Source organism: Comamonas sp. B-9, assembly GCF_000410635.1.
Taxonomy (GTDB): Bacteria; Pseudomonadota; Gammaproteobacteria; order Burkholderiales; family Burkholderiaceae_C; genus Comamonas.
The window spans coordinates 9,088-28,745 of record NZ_KE148650.1; the positions used below are offsets into that span (position 1 = coordinate 9,088).

Sequence of the window (19,658 nt, forward strand, 5' to 3'; positions counted from 1 at the left end):
TCCACCAGCGATGTCAGCAAGGCCTTGCCCTTGAACTCGAACTTGGCAATCGCCCAGGCGGCTGCCACGCCAAACACCAGGTTCAGCGGCACCGCAATCAGCGCAGTGATCAAGGTCAGCTTGATGGCCGACCAGGCATCGGGCTCGGTGAGCGCTGCCACATAGGTGTCCCAACCCTTGCGCAGCGCCTCGACAAACACGGCCACCAGTGGCAGCAGCAAAAACAGCAGCATGAAGGTCAGTGCAATACCGGTCAGGGTCCAGCGCACCCAGCGCGGCTCGGTCACGGTGCTTTGCACTTCGGGCTCATGGCGGGCCACATACTGGTAGCGCGCCAGCACCGTGCCCAGCACCACCACCACGATGGCAATCAATACGAGATACATGGTTGGCATGGTTTAAATCCCCGCACGCTTGCGCTGCCAGCTTTGCAGGCCGTTGATGAGAAGCAGCAGCACAAATGAGATCACCAGCATCACCATCGCAATGGCGGTGGCACCGGCATAGTCATGCAGCTCCAGCTTGGCCATGATGACGAACGGCGTGATCTGCGACTCCATCGGGATGTTGTTGGAGACGAAGATGACCGAGCCATACTCGCCCACCGCGCGGGCAAAGGCCATCGCAAAGCCGGTCAGCAAGGCGGGCCCGATCGCAGGCAGGATCACCTTGTAAAAGGTTTGCCAGCGCGAGGCGCCCAGGCTGCCGGCAGCCTCTTCCAGCTCTTTTTCAAAATCTTCGAGCACCGGCTGCACTGTGCGCACCACAAACGGCAGGCCAATAAAGATCAGCGCAAACACGATACCCACGCGGTTGAACACCAGCTGGATGCCCAACGGCGCAAAGTACTGGCCAATCCAGCCGTTGTCGGCCAGCAAGGCGGTCAGCGAGATACCTGCGACAGCCGTGGGCAGCGCAAAAGGCAGATCGACCAGCGCATCGACGATCTTCTTGCCCGGAAACTTGTAACGCACCAGCACCCAGGCGATCAGCATGCCAAACACCAGGTTCACCAGCGCGGCGATCAGTGAGGCGCCGAAGGTGACCTTGTAGGCGGCCACGGCAATGGGGGCGGAGATCGTGGTCCAGAACTGGTCCCAGGTCAGCTCAAAGGTCTTGAACAGCAAGGTCGCCAGCGGGATCAGCACAATGATGCTGAGGTAGAAAATGGTGTAGCCCAGGGTGAGCCCAAAGCCTGGCAGTACCCGTTTGGCACTCCGGCGTTTGGCACTGGGCACGGCGTTGGCCGGGGCAGTGATGGCAGCTGACATGGATTCCGATCGGCAAAAATCTACAGGAAATACGCAGTCAGCGCCCGGCTGGCGGGCGCTGCTGCTGGCTCATCACTTCTTGGGTTCGGTGAACAGCTTGTCGAAGTAGCCGCCGTCGCTGAAATGGGTCTTCTGCGCTTCACCCAGGCTGCCAAAGTACTTGCCCACGGTGAACTGCTTGATCGGCTTGAACACGTCGGCGTGCTTTTTCAGCACCGCTTCGCTGCGGGGGCGGATCGCATGGTTGGCGGCGATTTCCTGGCCTTCATCGGAGTAGAGGAAGTCCAGGTAGGCCTTGGCCAGCTCGGCCGTGCCCTTTTTCTCGACCGTGCGTTCGACCACGGCGACCGGGTTTTCTGCGGTGATGCTCACCGATGGGTAGACCGGATCGACCTTGCCCTTGCCAAATTCACGGTCAATGGAGACCACTTCGGATTCAAAGGTGATCAGCACATCGCCCACATTGCGCTGCAAGAAGGCGGCCGTCGCATCGCGACCGCCCTTGGCCAGCACCGGCACGTTCTTGTAGAGCTTGCTGATGTAGGCTTGCGCATCGGCGTCCGACCCACCCTTTTCACGGGCCTGGCCCCAGGCGGCCAGATAGGCGTAGCGGCCATTGCCACCCAGCTTGGGGTTCACGACCACCACCTGCACACCAGGCTTGATCAGGTCATCCCAGTCCTTGATGCCCTTGGGGTTGCCGTTGCGCACCAGAAACAGCATGGTCGAGGTGGTGGGCGATGCGTCGTTGGGAAACTTCTTGGCCCAGTCCTTGGCAACCACGCCCTTTTCGGCGAGGAACTCCACGTCGGTCGTGGTGTTGAAGGTCACCACATCGGCGGCGAGGCCTTCGGACACGGCACGCGCCTGGGCGCTCGAGCCACCATGGGACTGGTCGACCTTGATGTCGACACCCTTGGTCTTCTTGTAATGGGCGATAAAGGCCGTGTTGTAGTCCTTGTAGAACTCGCGGGCCACGTCATATGAGACATTGAGCAGCTGGTTTTGTGCCAGCACCGAACCACTGGCCACCACCGCTGCGGCAACCACCAAAGATTTCAATCCACCCAGTTTCATGTTCTGCTACCCGTTTGTATGAAGTGATGTAGCAAATTGTGGACTTTTGTACTTAAAACTCAAACGAATATATTTTTGTTAATTTATGGTGTTTTGAGAATATAGAAAAAGCGCGGCATCACAGGCCTAGAATGATGACGAGCACGCCCTTGTCGACCTTGATGTCTCGCACCGCCATGCGCGCAACGCGCTGGCGCGTGTCCGATGCATTGAGCGTGTAGATCGGTTGCTGGGCCAGGTACGAGGCCATGGCGGCCTCCAGCGCCACCTGCGCCATCGCCGTGCGCCGCTCATCCAGGCCCTGCACCACCAGCTTGTCCATCACCGGCTGGTCCAGAAAGATCGCGCCGCGCTCGGCGTCATAGCGCAAGGAGGAAGACACATCGATCTGCGCGCCCAGCAGCTGGCTGCCGCTCGTGTTGGTGGTGACGGTCATGTTCAGCCCGAAGTCGACCCGCTCGCTGTCCTCATTCAAATGCACCCGGGGCTGCGCCATGGTGACGGAGACCAGCGGGTAGCGCTGGGTCAGCGGCAGGCGCTCGGCGAGCTTTTGCTCGAGCTGCGCCTGGCTGATGCGGATTTCATAGGTCTTGCCCGCCAGGTACCAGATGGCAGCGGCGCCCACCAAGGCCAGCAGCGCCAGCAGTGACCATGCAAATTTTTTTCCCATGCCTGCACAACTCCTCTTGCTACAACCTTGCCTATTCCACCCGCCAGCTCGGCAGCCGCCAGTGCCGCCACAGCGCAATCGCGCGCAGGCCGGCGGTGACGAACACGCAGCCGAGCATCGGCGCCATCTCGGGCACGGGCGAGCTGCGCAGCAGCAGATCCACCCAGCCGCCGACAAAAGCGCAGACCGCATACGGCTGGTGGTCACGGAAAGCCTGCGGGATCTCGCCGCACATCACATCGCGCAACACCCCGCCAAACACCCCGGTGATCACGCCCATCATCACGCAAATGAGCGCGGGCAGCCCTTGCTCGGCGGCCATGTCCACACCCACCGCGGCAAACAGGCCCAGACCCAGCATATCGGGCCAGAGCATGGCGCGCTCGGTCAGCGCAAAATGGCGCTGCCGCAAAAACACGATGGCCAGCAGGCTGATGCCCAGGATCACCCAGACAAAGGTCTCCTGCCGCACCCAGAAAAAGGGCCGCTGGTCCAGCAGCAGATCGCGCAAGGTGCCGCCGCCAAACGCGGCCACAAAGGCCACCACGCAGACGCCGACGACATCGAGCTTCTTGTGCGCCGCCTTGATCACCCCGGACAGCGCAAACGCAATCGTCGCCGCGATCTCCAGCACCTGGCGCGCAGTGTCGATGATGTGCGGTGTGTCCATGGCCATGGGCAACAAGGTAAGAGGCGGGGCGCGGCCAGATGCGCGCCCCACCGGTGGAAGGTCAGGCAGCTTGCATATTGCTGATCATCTCATCGCCAAAGCGCGAGGTGCTGACCTGCGTGGCGCCATCCATCAGCCGCGCAAAGTCATAGGTCACGCGCTTGGAGGCAATGGTGGCCTCCATCGCGGCAATGATCAGGTCCGCCGCTTCGCTCCAGCCGATATGGCGCAGCATCATCTCGGCCGACAGGATCAGCGAGCCGGGGTTGACATAGTCCTTGCCCGCATACTTGGGCGCCGTGCCATGCGTGGCCTCGAACACCGCGACCCGGTCCGACAGATTGGCACCCGGCGCAATGCCGATGCCACCCACCTGCGCGGCCACCGCATCCGAGATGTAGTCGCCATTCAAGTTGAGGGTGGCAATCACCGAGTAATCGGCCGGGCGCAGCAGCACCTGCTGCAAGAAGGCATCGGCAATCACATCCTTGATGATGATCTCGGAGCCATCCTTGGGGCTTTTGAGGCGCATCCAGGGGCCGCCGTCGATGACCTCGGCGCCGAATTCCTTCTTGGCCAGCGCATAGCCCCAGTCACGGAACGCGCCTTCGGTGAACTTCATGATGTTGCCCTTGTGCACCAAGGTCACGCTGGGCTTGTCATGGTCGATCGCATACTGGATGGCCTGGCGCACCAGGCGCTCGGTGCCTTCGCGCGAGACGGGCTTGATGCCGATGCCCGAGCTTTGCGGAAAGCGGATCTTCTGCGAGCCGATCTCCTGCTGCAAGAAGGCGATCAGCTTGACCGCCAGGTCCGAGCCTGCGGCAAACTCGATACCGGCATAGATGTCTTCGGAGTTCTCGCGGAAGATCACCATATGCGTCTTGTGCGGCTCGCGCACTGGCGAAGGCACGCCCTCAAAGTAGCGCACCGGCCGCAGGCAGACATACAGGTCCAGCGTTTGGCGCAGGGTAACGTTGAGCGAGCGGATGCCGCCGCCCACCGGCGTATTCAATGGTCCCTTGATGGCAACCAGGTACTGGCCGATGGCATCCATGGTTTCCTGGGGCAGGCTTTGGCCCTCGCCATACAGGCCAACTGCCTTGTCACCGGCAAACACTTCCATCCAGGCAATGCGGCGGGCCTCGCCATAGGCCTGGGCCACCGCTGCATCCACCACCTTGCGCATCACCGGCGTGATGTCGCGGCCCACGCCATCACCTTCGATAAAGGGGATGATGGGCTGGTCGGGCACGCACAGGCTGTGGTCTGCATTGGCCGTGATGGCCTGTCCGCCCTCGGGCTGCTGGATATGTTGAGCACGCATTGTCACAAATCTCCCAATCTGATTCTTCGCCCAGCCCCACACCAGGCACCAGGCGCATGTGTTACCGCCAACGATTCTATCGACAAATACCGGCCGGGCCCGGCTGCACAAACTGTGACATCTGAACCCGGCACCGGGCATGGCACAGCGGGCGTGCAGCAAGGCTGGCATGGTGTATAAAACCGGCTATGGCGCGCTGCGCCGCCACGGCACATCTCGTGCACCCTGCTTTGTGAGAGTCCTGACCACCATGTTCCCCACCCCCTTGGCCATCCGTTCTTCCCGCCTCGCTCAGCGCTGCCTTGCCGCATCGGCCCTGGCCTGCGCACTGGCTGCGGCCTTGCCGGCTGCGGCGCAGCAGGCGGCGCCCACCGGGGAGCCACAGATGCAGCTGGCCCGCACCGAGCTGACAGCCGGCATGCACCGCATCCATGCGCAGGTGGCGCAGACGGCACGCGAGAAGGAAATCGGCCTGATGTTCCGCAAGGAGATGCCGGCCAACGAAGGCATGCTCTTTGTGTTTGACCGCCCCGGCACCCAGTGCTTCTGGATGAAGAACACCATCCTGCCGCTGACCGCCGCCTTTGTCAGTGACGACGGCACCATCGTCAACCTGGCCGATATGCAGCCGATGACGGAAGACTCGCACTGCTCGAGCAAGCCGGTGCGCTATGTGCTGGAGATGAACCAGGGCTGGTTCAAGCAAAAGGGCATTGCGCCCGGCACCAAGCTGCGCGGCCGCCCTTTTAGCGCAAACTGACCATCCCCTGCAGTAGTCACCAACAGGCAGGCCTAGCGCAGGGCTTGCCTCTATGATGGTCCGCAGAACAACCCTGTGGAGACAAGACCATGGCTGCAACTGCGCGCTACCCCCTGCCTGACCTCAAGAGCCTGCCCCAAGACATCCAGGCCCGCATCGCCCAGGTGCAGGAGAAGGCCGGCTTCATCCCCAATGTGTTTTTGGCCTTTGCACGCCGCCCGGCCGAATGGCGCGCCTTCTTTGCCTACCACGATGCGCTGATGGAGCGCGAGGAAAGCAGCCTGAGCAAGGCCGAGCGCGAGATGATCGTCACCGTCACCAGCGCGCACAACGAGTGCCTGTACTGCGTGGTCGCGCATGGTGCGCTGGTGCGCATCTACGAAAAGGCCCCGATGCTGGCCGACCAGTTGGCCGTCAACTACCGCAAGGCGAATATCTCGGCTCGCCAGCGCGCGATGCTGGATTTTGCGATGAAGGTCTGCACCCGCTCGCAGGAGATTGACGAGGCGGACTTCAGCGCCCTGCACACCCATGGCTTTGATGACGAAGACATCTGGGACATTGCGGCCATCACCGCCTTCTTTGGCCTGAGCAACCGCATGGCCAGCTTTGCCGGCATGCAGCCCAATGACGAGTTCTATCTGATGGGCCGCATTCCCCGCAGCAAGGCCTGAGGCGGCAAAAGAATGGATCAAGGACAAGAAGACTGCCTGCTGATCAGCGAGAGCGACCTGCACCTCTTGGCGCTGCAGGTATTGCAGCACCTGGGCTTGAGCGCAGACCATGCCCAGGCCATTGCCCGCATCGTGGTCGCAGGCCAGCGCGATGCCTGCCAAAGCCATGGCGCCTACCGCATCCTGAGCGCGGCCCAGACCATCCGCACCGGCCTGGTGGACCTGCAAGCCCCTCCTCTGCTGCAGCCCACGCAAGGCGCGATCACCCGGGTTAATGCCCAGCGCGGCTTCTCGCCCTGGGCGCTGGAAGTGGGCCTGCCGCCCTTGGTGGCAGCCACGCGCAAGCTGGGTATGGGCGCCTTGGTGATCAACCACTGCTGCCACTTCACGGCGCTGTGGCCGGAGGTGGAGATGCTCACCGACCAAGGCCTGGCCGCGCTGGTGATGACACCCAGCCATGCCTGGGTCGCCCCGGCCGGCGGCAGCAAAGGGGTGTTTGGCACCAACCCGATCGCCTTTGGCTGGCCCCGGCCGGGCCCCTACCCTTATGTATTTGACTTCGCCACCAGCGCCATTGCGCGCGGCGATCTGGACCTGCACCGCCGCGCCGGCACCCCGCTGCCCGAAGGCGTGGGCATCGATGCGCAGGGCCAGCCATCGACCGACCCGGCCGCCGTGGCCCAGGGCGCGATGCGCACCTTTTGGCGGCCACAAGGGCTCGGCCCTGGCCACCATGGTCGAGTTGATGGCCGGCATGCTGATTGGAGATCTGGGCAGCCAGGAATCGATGGCGCTGGACGCCGGTGCCGGCGGCATGCCCTGCCATGGCCACCTGGTGCTGGCTTTTGACCCTGAACGCTTTGCTGGCGAAGACTGGCCCGGCCACCAGGCGCGTGCCGAGGCCCTGTTTGCCGCGATCAAAGGCCAAGGGGCACGCCTGCCCTCCGAGCGGCGCTATGCCGCGCGGGCTTTGAGTGCGCAGCAAGGCATCCGCCTACCGCGCCAACTGCACGACGAGATCCTGGCCTTGTTGGACTGAGGCAAATCAAACAGCTGCCCTATGGTGGCGGCTGCGGTGTGATGCGCTTTAGGATGGACTAGCGCGCGATGCGCTTGGCAATCTCGGCGACCAGCTGCTCGCCCAAGACTGCCTTGCTGGCATGGGGCAGCTCCTTGTGGCCTTGCGCGTCCACCAACAGCAAGGCGTTATCGTCCTTGCCAAAGGTGGCGGGGCCAATATTGCCAACCAAGAGCGGAATCTGCTTGCGCAGGCGCTTGGCCTGGGCATTAGCCAACAGGTTTTCGCTCTCCGCGGCAAAACCCACGCAGTACAGAGCACCGCTTTTGGCGCGAGGCAGCTGCGCGACCGTGGCCAGAATGTCCGGATTCTCGACAAAGGCCAGTTGCGGCACCTCGCCACTGCCGTCTTTTTTGATCTTCTGATCCGCCGCGTGGGCTGGGCGCCAGTCGGCCACTGCAGCGGTGGCGACAAACACATCGGCGCCTTCAACGCTGGCCAGCACTGCCTGCAGCATGTCTTGCGCCGATTGCACATCGATGCGGCGCACGCCGCGCGGCGTGGGCACATGCACGGGGCCGGCTACCAGGGTGACCTCGGCGCCAGCAGCCTGAGCGGCGCGCGCGATCGCAAAGCCCATCTTGCCGCTCGAGAGGTTGGTGATGCCCCGCACCGGGTCAATCGCTTCAAACGTGGGGCCGGCGGTGATCAGCAGTTTTTTGCCTGCCAGCGCCTTGGCGCTGAAAAAATACTGCAGCTCTTCCTCAATCTCGGCGGCCTCCAGCATGCGGCCGTCGCCAGTCTCGCCGCAGGCCTGGTCGCCATTGCCCACGCCCAGCACCACGGCACCATCGGCCTGCACCTGGCGCAGGTTGCGTTGCGTGGCGGGGTGGGCCCACATCTCGCGGTTCATCGCGGGGGCCAGGATCAAGGGCACGGTATCAATGGGCCGCGCCAGGCACAACAGGCTCAGCAGCTCATCGGCGCGGCCTTGCACCAGGCGGGCGATAAAGTCGGCGCTGCAAGGCGCCACGACAATCGCATCGGCCTCGCGGCTCAGGTTGATGTGCGGCATATTGTTGTGCTCGCGCGCATCCCACTGCGAGGTATAAACCGGGCGGTTGGAGAGCGCCTGCATGGTGACGGGCGTCATGAACTGGGTGGCCGACTCGGTCATGACCACCTGCACGGTCGCGCCCGCCTTGGTCAGTCGGCGGCACAGCTCGGCAGACTTGAATGCGGCAACGCCACCCGACATGCCGAGGACAATATGTTTTCCATGGAGCTGGTTCATGCCCGCCAATGTAGCAGAGGCACAGCGCGGCCGCTGCACTGCAGCAGACAAGAGAGCAGTGGCAGAGCGGCTATGTTGGCGGCGGTTGCTGCGCCGCAAACCCGTGGCCGTTGAAGCCCATTTACCGCAGCTGTCCGCACAGGCGGGCATACGCCTTTATAATCAGAATTTCCCACCTCCCTAAAAGACATGACCAAATTTGTCTTCGTTACTGGCGGTGTGGTGTCTTCCCTGGGCAAGGGAATCGCCTCAGCCTCCCTTGCAGCGATTTTGGAATCGCGCGGACTCAAAGTCACCCTGATCAAGCTGGATCCCTACATCAACGTGGATCCGGGCACCATGTCCCCCTTCCAGCACGGCGAAGTGTTTGTGACGGACGATGGCGCCGAGACCGACCTGGACCTGGGCCACTATGAGCGTTTCATCGAAACGCGCATGCGCCAGACCAACAACTTCACGACCGGCCGTATCTACCAAAGCGTTCTTGAAAAAGAGCGCCGTGGTGATTACCTGGGCAAGACCGTGCAGGTCATCCCGCACATCACCAACGAGATCCAGGAATACGTCAAGCGCGGCGCCGGCATCGGCACCGACCACGCAGTCGATGTCGCCATCTGCGAAATCGGCGGCACGGTCGGCGATATCGAGTCGCTGCCCTTCCTGGAAGCGGTGCGCCAGCTGTCGCTCAAGCTCGGCCCGAACAACTCGGCCTTTGTGCACCTGACCTACCTGCCCTACATTGCAGCGGCCGGCGAGCTCAAGACCAAGCCCACCCAGCACACGGTGCAAAAGCTGCGCGAAATCGGTATCCAGCCCGATGCGCTGCTGTGCCGCGCCCAGCATGCCGTCCCTGAGGAAGAGCGTGACAAGATCTCCTTGTTCACCAACGTCCAGTCCTGGGGCGTCATCAGCATGTGGGATGTGGACACCATCTACAAGGTGCCGCGCATGCTGCACGAGCAGGGCCTCGATGGCCTCATCTGCGACAAGCTGCGCCTGAACACGCCACCGGCCAACCTCAAGCGCTGGGATGACCTGGTCTACGAGACCGAGCACCCCAAGGGCGAAGTGGCCATCGCGATGGTGGGCAAGTATGTCGAGCTGTCGGACGCCTACAAGTCCGTCAACGAAGCGCTCAAGCACGCTGGCATGCAAAACCATGTGCGCGTCAAGATCACGCACGTGGATTCGGAAACCATCCATGACAGCGATGCGGCCGAGCTGCTCAAGAGCTATGACGGCATCCTGGTGCCCGGCGGCTTTGGCTCGCGCGGTGTCGAAGGCAAGATCTCGACGGCCAAGTTTGCCCGCGAAGGCAAGGTGCCCTACCTGGGTATCTGCCTGGGCATGCAGGTGGCGACCATCGAATACGCCCGCCATGTGGCGGGCCTGGACAACGCCAACTCCACCGAGTTCGACCGCCAGACCCCCCACCCTGTGATCGCGCTGATCACCGAGTGGAAGGATGCCGACGGCACCATCAAGACCCGCGACGAGAACTCGGACCTGGGTGGCACGATGCGCCTGGGCGCGCAATCGTCCGATGTGCAAAAGGACTCGCTGGCCCACAGCATCTATGGCGATGTAGTGACCGAGCGCCACCGCCACCGCTACGAGGCCAACACCCAGTACCTGGACCAGCTGCGCAAGGCGGGCCTGGTGATCTCGGCGCTGACCCAGCGCGAGCACCTGACCGAGATTGTCGAGCTGCCCAAGGCGGTGCACCCCTGGTTCATCGGTGTGCAGTTCCACCCCGAGTTCAAGTCCACCCCCTGGGCCGGCCATCCGCTGTTCAATGCCTTCATCAAGGCGGCAGTCGATCGCAAGAAGCAGGCAGCCAAGTAAAATTGCGGCCACGCTGCGGCACACACAGAAGCCATGACAAACAAAGCATCCACCAACGCTGCGTTTTTCATGGCGTCTTTGCTCTCACCCCATCCTTAAGGAACACCGTCCATGCAATTGTGCGGATTTGATATCGGGCTTGATAAACCGTTTTTCCTGATCGCCGGCCCCTGCGTGGTCGAGTCCGAGCAGCTGCAGATGGATGTGGCCGGACAGCTCAAGGAAATGACGTCCAGCCTGGGCATCCCCTTTATCTTCAAGAGCAGCTTTGACAAGGCCAACCGCAGCTCGGGCACGAGCTTTCGCGGCCCCGGCATGGAAAAGGGCCTGGAGATTCTGGCCAAGGTGAAAAAAGAGCTGAATGTGCCCATCCTCACCGATGTGCACACCGAAGCCGAAGTGCCCTACGTGGCCAGCATCGTCGATGTGCTGCAGACCCCCGCGTTCCTGTGCCGCCAGACCGACTTCATCCGTGCGGTCGCGCAATCGGGCAAGCCCGTGAATATCAAGAAGGGCCAGTTTCTGGCCCCGCATGACATGAAGAATGTCATCGACAAGGCCCGCGCTGCCGCCAAGGAAGTGGGTCTGCCCGAAGACAGCTTCATGGCCTGCGAACGCGGTGCCAGCTTTGGCTACAACAACCTGGTGAGCGACATGCGCTCGCTCGCCATCATGCGCGAAACCAATGCGCCCGTGGTGTTTGACGCCACGCACAGCGTGCAGCTGCCCGGCGGCAATGGCACGTCGAGTGGCGGCATGCGCGAGATGGTGCCCGTGCTGGCCCGTGCAGCGATTGCTGTGGGCGTCGCTGGCGTGTTCATGGAAACCCATCCCGACCCCTGCAACGCCCTGAGCGATGGCCCCAATGCCGTGCCGCTCAAGCACATGAAGGCCTTGCTCGAAACCATGGTGGCGCTGGACAGCATCACCAAGAAGAACGGTTTCCTGGAAAACAATTTTGGAGCTTAAATGCCAAGCGCATACATCATTGCATCGGTCACCGTCACCAACCCCGAGCAGTACGAGGAGTACCGCAAGTACAGCACCATCGCCATGCAAACCTATGGCGCCGAGGTATGCGTACGCGGCGGCAAGGTCGAGGTGATCGAGGGCGACTGGAACCCCGGTCGCACCGTGATCCTGAAGTTCAAGGACAGCGAGCAAGCCCGCCGTTTTTACGACTCCCCCGAATACAGCAAGGCGCGCGAGGCACGTGCCGGCGCTGCCATCATGCGCATGGTGCTGGTCGAAGGCGTTTAAGCGCTGCATCGCCCTGCCAAACCCCTTGATTCCGTGCAGTTGCAGTCCACCCGTTTGCAGCGCACCAACCCTTTTCTCAATCTCTGAAAGGCTCTAAAGTGAGTGCAATTGTTGATATCGTTGGCCGCGAAATTCTGGATTCGCGTGGCAACCCCACCGTGGAATGTGATGTATTGCTGGAATCGGGTGTGATGGGCCGCGCGGCCGTCCCCTCGGGCGCCTCCACCGGCTCGCGTGAAGCCATCGAGCTGCGCGACGGCGACAAGAGCCGCTACCTGGGCAAGGGCGTGCTCAAGGCCGTCGAGCACATCAATACCGAAATCTCCGAAGCCATTCTGGGCCTGGATGCCGCCGAGCAGGCCTTCCTGGACAAGACCCTGATCGACCTGGACAACACCGACAACAAGAGCCGCCTGGGCGCCAATGCCATGCTGGCCGTGTCGATGGCCGTGGCCCGCGCCGCTGCCGAAGAAGCCGGTCTGCCGCTGTACCGCTACTTTGGCGGCATGGGCGGTGTGCAGCTGCCCGTGCCGATGATGAACGTCATCAACGGCGGCGCCCACGCCAACAACTCGCTGGACCTGCAAGAGTTCATGATCGTGCCCGTGGGCGCGCCGAGCTTCCGCGAAGCGCTGCGCTGGGGTGCAGAAGTGTTCCACGCGCTCAAAAAGATCATCGACAGCCGTGGCATGCCGACCGCCGTGGGTGACGAAGGCGGTTTTGCGCCATCGGTCGAGAACCATGAAGCCGCCATCCAGCTGATCCTCGAAGCCATCGACCAGGCCGGCTACACCGCCGGCGAGCAGATCGCCCTGGCGCTGGACTGCGCTGCCTCCGAGTTCTACAAGGACGGCAAGTACGTGCTCGAAGGCGAAGGCGGCATCAGCCTGACGGCCGAGCAATGGACCGACATGCTGGCCGCCTGGTGCGACAAGTACCCCATCATCTCCATCGAAGACGGCATGCACGAAGGCGACTGGGATGGCTGGAAGGTGCTGACCGAGCGCCTGGGCAAGAAGGTACAGCTGGTGGGTGACGACCTGTTCGTGACGAACACCAAGATCCTCAAGGAAGGCATCGACAAGGGCATCGCCAACTCCATCCTGATCAAGATCAACCAGATCGGCACCTTGAGCGAAACCTTTGCCGCCATCGAGATGGCCAAGCGCGCCGGCTACACCGCCGTGATCTCGCACCGCTCGGGCGAGACCGAAGACAGCACCATCGCCGACATCGCCGTGGGCTTGAACGCGGGCCAGATCAAGACCGGGTCGCTGAGCCGTTCGGACCGCATGGCCAAGTACAACCAGCTGCTGCGCATTGAAGAAGACCTGGGCGAAGTGGCCGTGTACCCTGGCCGCGCCGCCTTCTACAATCTGCGCTAAGCCTGCTGCGGGGCATGGCCTCAGGCCCTGCCCCGCCAGCCCTTTCGAGCCCTGTTTGCCATGATCTCTCGCATTGTTCCCTTTGTGCTGCTGGCCATTTTGGTCAGCATCCATGCCCAGCTCTGGAGTGGGCGCGGCAGCGTGCCCTACGTCAAGGACATGAAGCAGCAAATCGCCACGCAGAAAACAGAGAACGAAGCGGCCACACGCGAGAACGTGCGCCTGGAGACCGAGGTCAACGACCTCAAGCAGGGCATGGACATGGTCGAAGGCAAGGCCCGCAATGAGCTGGGCATGGTCAAGCCCAATGAAGTGTTTGTGCAGTACACGCGCAAATAAAGCAGCGCAGCCCCCAGCCCCAGCAAGCGCCTCTTCGGAGGCGCTTTTTTGTCGCCCGCCCCCGGCTTTGGCCTTATCATCGCCGCCATGCCTGCGACGCCCTCCTCTGCCATGATGCCTAGCCCCCAGGGCTTGCCACCGACGGTCTATCTGGCCTCGGCAGCGTGTGAGGATGCAGCACAACTCGCGCAGCAACTGGCGCATTATCTGGCACAGGGCGATACGGCATCGCCCCCGGCATGGGTGCTGCAGGCCTGCAGCTTTGCGCAACTCACCGCCTCGCCAACGTCAGATATGCCAGCCGCTGTCCTGGCGCGGCATGACGCCGTGCTGCTGCTGGCGCCACCAATGCGTGACAGCGCCAGCCAAACCGATCCGGCGCAGACCCTGCTGATGCAAGCACGCCTGCACCTGGTGGCCCAGGGGCAGGCGTTTCAATTGTTGTTCAGCCAGGGGCACCGGCTGGAGCAGGAAGCACTTGCGGCGCTGTGCAACTGGTTCCCCCTGGCGCCGGGCCTGCAGGCCTTGCGCATGGCATTGCGGCAGAGCAACCCCGGCGCGCGTGCGCGCTGGAACTGCGAAAAATGCAGCGACCCCGATTGCGAGCTGCGCCTGTTTCAGGGCCTGATCACACCGCCAGCCAGCTAAGCGCGGCCAGCGGCGCCCGGCATCACTGCATCAGGTTGGAGGCCGGCGGGTCATTGCCGCGCTCGGTAAACAGATGAGCCACATCGACCGCATCAAAGCGGTACTGCTGGCCACAGAATTCGCAGCCCACCTCGATCATGCCCTGCTCTTCCAGAATGCTGTCGGACTCTTCCTGGCCCAGGCTGCGCAGCATATTGCCCACGCGCTCGCGGCTGCAGGTGCAGGCAAAGTGCGGGCCGCCTTCGCCGTCTTCAGGGACAAAGCGCAGCAGCTTTTCTTCCCAGAACAGGCGGTGCAGGATGGTCTCGACGTCGAGGTTCAGCAGCTCATCGCGGGTCAGGCTGGCCGCCAGGTGGGCGATGCGGTTGTACTCTTCGTTGAGGCCGATCTGGTCGACCTCTTCGGTATTCTGCGCACCCGCTGCCAGATTGGCCTCGCCCTTGATCGGCATGCGCTGCACGATGAGGCCAGCGGCCACCTTGTCGTTGGCTGCCAGCACCAGCACGGTGTCGAGCTGCTCGGACTGGCGCATGTACTGCTGCAAGATGGCGGCCATGCTCTCGAGCGGCTGGCCATCCACATCGACCAGCGGCACCACGCCCTGGTAGGGCTGCTGGCCGGGTTGCTTGTCCTTGGGGTCCAGGGTGATCGCGCAGCGGCCCTTGCTATGCACATTGACCATATCGGTCAAGGTCGCATCGGCGGGCAGATCACCAATCATCGTGACAGTGGAGCGCACGCTCAGGTTGGTCAGTACCTCGGTGACGGCCAGCTTCACCGGGCCATCGCCCGAGATCTGGAACACCAGCGCGCCGTTGAATTTGATGTTGGACTGCATCAGCACGCCAGCGGCGGTCATCTCGCCGAGCATCTCCTGCACCGGCAGCGGGTACGGGCCGGTACTGGTATTGACTGCGCGGCGCTGCAAGATCTCTTGCCAGGCATCGGTCAGTCGAACAATGGCTCCCCGCACGGGCAGCCCATCAAACAAAAATTTATGCAGTTCAGACACTGTAATTCTTCCAATTCAATACATGCAGGCCTGCTGCGCCCGGGCTTCACACCCGGGGCCACAGCGCCTCAATCCGGCAATTTTCGCAGACCCGATTTGAAACGCCGCGCATTGGCCATATAGCCCTCTGCGCTGCGCCGCAGTCCCTCGATCTGCTCCTGGCTCAACTGGCGCACCACCTTGGCGGGGCTGCCCACAATCAAGCTGCCTTCAGGAAACTCCTTGTTCTCGGTCACCACCGCGCCAGCACCCACCAGGCAATGGCGGCCGATTTTGGCACCGTTGAGCACAATGGCGCCCATGCCGATCAGCGACGCATCGCCAATCGTGCAGCCATGCAAGATGACGTTATGGCCGATGGTGACGTGCTTGCCGATGTCCAGGGGCTTGCCCTTGTCGGTGTGCAGCACACTGCCGTCCTGGATATTGCTGCCCTCGCCAATGCGGATCGGGTCATTGTCCCCACGCAGGATGGCACCAAACCACACACTGCTGCCTGCGGCCATCTCCACGCGGCCGATCACCTGCGCGCTGTCTGCAATCCATGCCGAGGCGGCAACCTGCGGCTGCACACCATCGAGTTCATATTTCGCCATCATGTCTCCATCGGGTTATGGTTCTGGGTCAAGCACCCCCTTGGTGTTCGCAGCAGCGCGGGCCATGCCTGCCTTGCACGCCGCCATGGGGGCGCCAGCCTCATAATTGTAGGGATGGAATTACGTCAATGTGCCTTGCAGGCCCTGTGTGTGGCCGATGCCGAGGAAAAATCCGCGCTCACCCTTGCCATGTATGCGCAAAGAGCCACTATTTCAATAGCACCCCAGGCGCAGTTGGCTGTTCCCGAGGGCACCAGCCTGCCCGGCCACCCGGCCAGACCTGAGCTCAAGGTCCACACCGCCATGGGCCGGCGCTCGCCCGCCACGGCCGAGGGCCGCGCCATCTTGCTGCACGCCATCGCCCATATCGAGTTCAACGCCATCAACCTGGCGCTCGATGCGATCTGGCGCTATGGCGGCATGCCCGAGGCCTTCTACCAGGACTGGCTGCAGGTGGCGGGCGAGGAAGCCAGGCATTTCCGGCTGCTGCGCGCCCATTTGCGCAAATGGGGCCATGACTATGGCGACTACCCGGCGCACCAGGGCCTGTGGACCATGTGCGAGAAAACCGCCGATGACATCGTTGCGCGCATGGCCTTGGTGCCCCGCACCCTGGAGGCCCGTGGTTTGGATGCAACTCCCCAGATCCAGTCAAAATTGCAACAAACGGCTGCGCCAGACGCCCTGGAGGCAGTCGCGATCCTGGACATCATCCTGCGCGAAGAAGTGGGTCACGTGGCGATCGGCAACCACTGGTACCGGTTTCTTTGCGCGCAGCGCGATCTGGACCCGGAACGGCACTACAGCTGGCTTATGAGCCACTACGAGGCACCTCGCCCCCGCCCGCCGATCAACCTGTCTGCCCGCCGCGAAGCCGGGTTCAGCCAGAGCGAGTTGGACTGGCTGCAGGGGCAACTGTAACAAACAGACGCTTTTTATACGCCAAAAGCGTGTGCAGTTTGCTACAAAACCAGCAGGTTCACTCTCTCCACAGACGCGTGAAATGCCTGATATGAAGGACAATGCACGTCGATCCCGAGATAACGAAATGCAGACATTGCTTGCGCCAGTTGCTGGTGAGGCACCACTGATGCATGCAATGGTTCAGCCGTACATGCAACACACGAGCGCGCCTCCTTCAACACCCCCCTCCATGGCAGCTGCCATGGTGTTCACGTCACCCGCACCCCCCATTGCCTGGCAGCCGATCAAGGATGCCGACGGTGCCGTCATCGGCCACGAGATATTCAACCGCTCACGCACCGCGTCGTCCCATACGCTGGAATCGGACCTGGCGCTGACGCATGCCGTGCTCTCGCACATCGAGCCCGCCCCCTTGCTGGGCGACGGCCTGCTGTTTCTGAACACCACGTTCGAGAGCCTGCGCGGCAGCCATCTGAATCTGCTGCCTGCAAGCCAGGTGGTGCTGGAGATCCCGTCGCTGGGCCATGCCGCATCGTCAGAGGCACTGGCACGCCGCCCTGCGCTGGAAGCCTTGCGTGCCAAGGGCTTTGCGCTCGCGTTCGACCATTCGGTGCTCGATTCGGCCTACGCGCCCTGGCACGACCTGGTCAACTACCTGAAGATCGATTTCTCGGTGCTGTCTGCCGAGCGCGCGGTACTGATGCTGCAGTGGGCGCGCCGCATCTCTGGGGCCACCTTGATCGCCGACAAGATCGAGTCCGCTGCGCAGCTGCAATTGGCGCAGGAGAACAAGGCCCATCTGCTCCAAGGCTATGCGGTCAGCCGGCCCGAGCCCATTCCCGCCCGGGTCGTGCTGCCCAGCACCGCCGATGTCGCCGCACTGGCGCAGGCGCTGAACAACAAGGCCGATACCGCCACCCTGGTCGAGCTGCTGCAGCACCGCCCCGCCCTGCTATTCAATCTGCTGCGCATGGCGCAGTCGCAAAACCTGGAGGCGCGCGCGCCCTACCTGTCCTTGCCCGAGCTGGTCCAGGCCTACCCGGCCGAGCACCTCAAGGCCTGGGAGACCATGCTGCAGGCCGTGGCGGCCAAGATTCCGCAGCTGCCCCAGATCCAGCACTGCGAAAAGCTCTACCCGCGCCTGAGCGCAGAGCTGGCAGCCAAGGCCCAGGCGCAGTGGCCGCAAGTGCCCGCCGGCAACCTGCAACTGGTGGCCGGCGCCTTGCTGCTCGGCCATATTTTGGGCATGGGCGTTGCGCAATCCGCCAACCAGCTGCTGCCCGGCGCGCTGGCCCCATCGGCGTGCCTGCTGGCGCAGGAGTGGCAGGCCTTGCTGCCCGTGCTGGCCTAGGCTACATAGCCCCCAGATAAAAAGCCCGATGCTGATGCAGCACCGGGCTTTTTTTTGGCACCGTTGCCCACACCGCAGCGGGTGCTGGGCCAGGTGATCAGACCATCTCGCCGTCCAGGTTGTCGTCGTGTGCGCGCTCACGGATAAAGAACGCCGCAATCAGACCCAGGGTCACGCCAAACATCACATAGAAGGCAGGCGACATGGTCGAGCCCGTGGTCTTGATCAGCCAGGTCACGATGAACTGGGCAAAGCCGCCAAACACCATCACGGCGATGTTGTAGGCCATGGACATGCCGACAGAACGCACATTGGCGGGGAAGAGCTCAGCCATCACCGTGCTGAAGACGCCAAAGAACACCGACACAAAGAGGCACACAACCACCTGCACGGTCATCAGCTTGGCAATGGTCGGGCCATCGGTCAGCCAGGCGTACAGCGGGTACAGCACCAGCAGATAACCCAGCAGCGAGCCAATCATCAAGGGGCGGCGGCCCACACGGTCCGACCAGGCACCCATGAAGGGCATCAGCACCACCATCAGCGCAGCGCCGGCCATCTGCACCATGAAGGTATCGTGCAGCGGCAGCTTCAAGGTCACGGTGGAGTATGTCACCAGGTAGGTGAAGGTGATGTAGATCGACACCGTGGCCGTTACCACTAGGCCCATGCCGACCAGGGTTTCACGTGCATGGGTGCGCAGCATCTCCAGCACACCGACTTGCTTGACCGTGCCGGCCTTTTGCGCGGCCTGCATCTTCACAAAGGTTTCTGGCTCTTCCACATGGCGGCGGATATAGATGGCCACCGGCACGATCAACAGGCCCACGGCGAATGGAATGCGCCAGGCCCAGGACATCAGCTGCTCCTGGGTAAAGAAGTCGGTGATCAAGGTACCCACGGCTGCACCGATCAGCAGCGCCGCCATCTGGCCCGTCATCTGCCAGGAGCCATAGAAGCCCCGCTTGCCCTTGGGCGCCAGCTCGATCAGCAAGGCGGTCGAGGTGCCAAACTCACCCCCTGCGGCAAAACCTTGCAGCAGGCGCGCCAGCACGATGAAGATCGGCGCCCAGATACCTACGCCCTCATAGGTGGGCGCAAAGGTGATCAGTGCAATGGCCACGGCCATGATGCCGGTGACCATCACCATCGCCGCCTTGCGGCCCTTGCGGTCGCCGTACAGGCCCAGCAGAATGCCGCCGACTGGGCGCATGAAGAAGCCCACGCCAAACACGGCCGTGGTCATCAGGATGCGGTTGAGGTCATCGCTGGGATCGTTGGGGTTGGAGGGGAAGAACAGCTTGGCCACAATGGGCGTCATGAAGGCAAAGACCAGAAAGTCATACCATTCGAGCGCATTGCCAATGACAGCGGCCAGAATATTTCGCTTGGATACAGCAGTAGATTGCACGCAAAAATCCTAAAAAACACGAGGCACAGCCGGCAGCAACACGGCTAGATGCAATAACGAGAACGGAGAATGATCTTTGCAACGGTGCGGCCAGAGAAGCAGGCGTGCGAGACAGAAAAGCGGGCA

General features: G+C 62.5%; 19 protein-coding genes and 2 pseudogenes. 11 read left to right on the plus strand and 10 right to left on the minus strand.

The genetic code is table 11. The annotated features are described in order from the left end of the window. The 6 genes and pseudogenes from H928_RS33730 to icd form a co-directional block, all read right to left on the minus strand. Positions 1-386 (minus strand): annotated as a pseudogene (locus H928_RS33730) (sulfate ABC transporter permease subunit CysW); the annotation flags it as partial. Positions 387-398: 12 nt separating this feature from the next. Further along, the gene (gene cysT / locus H928_RS0120845; RefSeq protein ID WP_021028234.1) at positions 399-1,271 is read right to left on the minus strand and encodes a sulfate ABC transporter permease subunit CysT; all 873 of its coding nucleotides are present in this window, start codon (positions 1,269-1,271) and stop codon (positions 399-401) included. Between the two features lie 72 nt (positions 1,272-1,343). Continuing rightward, positions 1,344-2,333, minus strand: a complete 990-nt coding sequence (locus H928_RS0120850) for a sulfate ABC transporter substrate-binding protein (protein WP_239645038.1) — start codon at positions 2,331-2,333, stop codon at positions 1,344-1,346. Between the two features lie 133 nt (positions 2,334-2,466). Next, positions 2,467-3,018 carry a DUF1439 domain-containing protein gene (locus tag H928_RS0120855; protein WP_021028236.1) on the minus strand — a complete coding sequence of 184 codons (552 nt, stop codon included), beginning with the start codon at positions 3,016-3,018 and terminating at the stop codon, positions 2,467-2,469. 31 nt (positions 3,019-3,049) lie between these two features. Continuing rightward, entirely contained in the window at positions 3,050-3,688 is a 639-nt protein-coding gene (locus H928_RS0120860) for a trimeric intracellular cation channel family protein (RefSeq protein WP_043341364.1), read from the minus strand. Between the two features lie 61 nt (positions 3,689-3,749). After that, a complete protein-coding gene (icd, locus tag H928_RS0120865; protein WP_021028238.1) occupies positions 3,750-5,015 on the minus strand; it encodes an NADP-dependent isocitrate dehydrogenase in 1,266 nt (421 codons plus the stop codon). 250 nt (positions 5,016-5,265) lie between these two features. Between icd and H928_RS0120870 the strand changes: the two genes are divergently transcribed. The 3 genes and pseudogenes from H928_RS0120870 (at position 5,266) to H928_RS29090 (ending at position 7,488) form a co-directional block, all read left to right on the plus strand. Further along, positions 5,266-5,775 (plus strand): DUF192 domain-containing protein, encoded by a 510-nt coding sequence (locus H928_RS0120870; protein WP_021028239.1) that lies wholly within the window; start codon positions 5,266-5,268, stop codon positions 5,773-5,775. Between the two features lie 89 nt (positions 5,776-5,864). Further along, the gene (locus tag H928_RS0120875; protein WP_021028240.1) at positions 5,865-6,449 is read left to right on the plus strand and encodes a peroxidase-related enzyme; all 585 of its coding nucleotides are present in this window, start codon (positions 5,865-5,867) and stop codon (positions 6,447-6,449) included. Positions 6,450-6,461: 12 nt separating this feature from the next. Then, positions 6,462-7,488 (plus strand): annotated as a pseudogene (locus tag H928_RS29090) (Ldh family oxidoreductase). Between the two features lie 58 nt (positions 7,489-7,546). Here H928_RS29090 and coaBC read toward each other — a convergent pair. Then, on the minus strand, positions 7,547-8,761 hold the full coding sequence (gene coaBC / locus H928_RS0120885) for a bifunctional phosphopantothenoylcysteine decarboxylase/phosphopantothenate--cysteine ligase CoaBC (protein ID WP_021028241.1): 1,215 nt from the start codon (positions 8,759-8,761) through the stop codon (positions 7,547-7,549). Positions 8,762-8,950: 189 nt separating this feature from the next. Here coaBC and H928_RS0120890 point away from each other — a divergent pair, with 189 nt between their 5' ends. The 6 genes from H928_RS0120890 (at position 8,951) to H928_RS0120915 (ending at position 14,238) form a co-directional block, all read left to right on the plus strand. Next, positions 8,951-10,606: a CTP synthase gene (locus H928_RS0120890; protein ID WP_021028242.1), complete on the plus strand. Its 1,656-nt coding sequence runs from the start codon at positions 8,951-8,953 to the stop codon at positions 10,604-10,606. Positions 10,607-10,717: 111 nt separating this feature from the next. Continuing rightward, positions 10,718-11,575 carry a 3-deoxy-8-phosphooctulonate synthase gene (kdsA, locus tag H928_RS0120895; protein ID WP_021028243.1) on the plus strand — a complete coding sequence of 286 codons (858 nt, stop codon included), beginning with the start codon at positions 10,718-10,720 and terminating at the stop codon, positions 11,573-11,575. After that, complete coding sequence (locus tag H928_RS0120900) at positions 11,576-11,866, plus strand: DUF1330 domain-containing protein (RefSeq protein ID WP_021028244.1); 291 nt, start codon at positions 11,576-11,578, stop codon at positions 11,864-11,866. Between the two features lie 98 nt (positions 11,867-11,964). After that, a complete protein-coding gene (gene eno, locus H928_RS0120905; RefSeq protein WP_021028245.1) occupies positions 11,965-13,251 on the plus strand; it encodes a phosphopyruvate hydratase in 1,287 nt (428 codons plus the stop codon). 60 nt (positions 13,252-13,311) lie between these two features. Then, positions 13,312-13,590 carry a septum formation initiator family protein gene (locus tag H928_RS0120910; RefSeq protein WP_021028246.1) on the plus strand — a complete coding sequence of 93 codons (279 nt, stop codon included), beginning with the start codon at positions 13,312-13,314 and terminating at the stop codon, positions 13,588-13,590. 111 nt (positions 13,591-13,701) lie between these two features. Beyond that, positions 13,702-14,238, plus strand: coding sequence for a hypothetical protein (locus H928_RS0120915; RefSeq protein ID WP_148293253.1), 537 nt, complete (start codon positions 13,702-13,704; stop codon positions 14,236-14,238). A gap of 22 nt (positions 14,239-14,260) precedes the next feature. Here the strand turns inward: H928_RS0120915 and H928_RS0120920 are convergent, their stop codons facing one another. Both H928_RS0120920 and H928_RS0120925 read right to left on the minus strand, forming a co-directional pair. After that, a complete protein-coding gene (locus H928_RS0120920; protein WP_021028248.1) occupies positions 14,261-15,250 on the minus strand; it encodes an Hsp33 family molecular chaperone HslO in 990 nt (329 codons plus the stop codon). A gap of 68 nt (positions 15,251-15,318) precedes the next feature. Next, entirely contained in the window at positions 15,319-15,846 is a 528-nt protein-coding gene (locus H928_RS0120925; RefSeq protein WP_027011201.1) for a gamma carbonic anhydrase family protein, read from the minus strand. A 114-nt stretch (positions 15,847-15,960) separates the two neighbouring features. Here H928_RS0120925 and H928_RS0120930 point away from each other — a divergent pair, with 114 nt between their 5' ends. Both H928_RS0120930 and H928_RS29095 read left to right on the plus strand, forming a co-directional pair. Next, complete coding sequence (locus tag H928_RS0120930) at positions 15,961-16,767, plus strand: ferritin-like domain-containing protein (protein WP_021028250.1); 807 nt, start codon at positions 15,961-15,963, stop codon at positions 16,765-16,767. Positions 16,768-16,999: 232 nt separating this feature from the next. Beyond that, entirely contained in the window at positions 17,000-18,121 is a 1,122-nt protein-coding gene (locus H928_RS29095; protein WP_021028251.1) for an EAL domain-containing protein, read from the plus strand. Between the two features lie 97 nt (positions 18,122-18,218). Here the strand turns inward: H928_RS29095 and H928_RS0120940 are convergent, their stop codons facing one another. Next, entirely contained in the window at positions 18,219-19,532 is a 1,314-nt protein-coding gene (locus tag H928_RS0120940; protein WP_021028252.1) for an MFS transporter, read from the minus strand. Between the last annotated feature and the right edge of the window lie 126 nt (positions 19,533-19,658).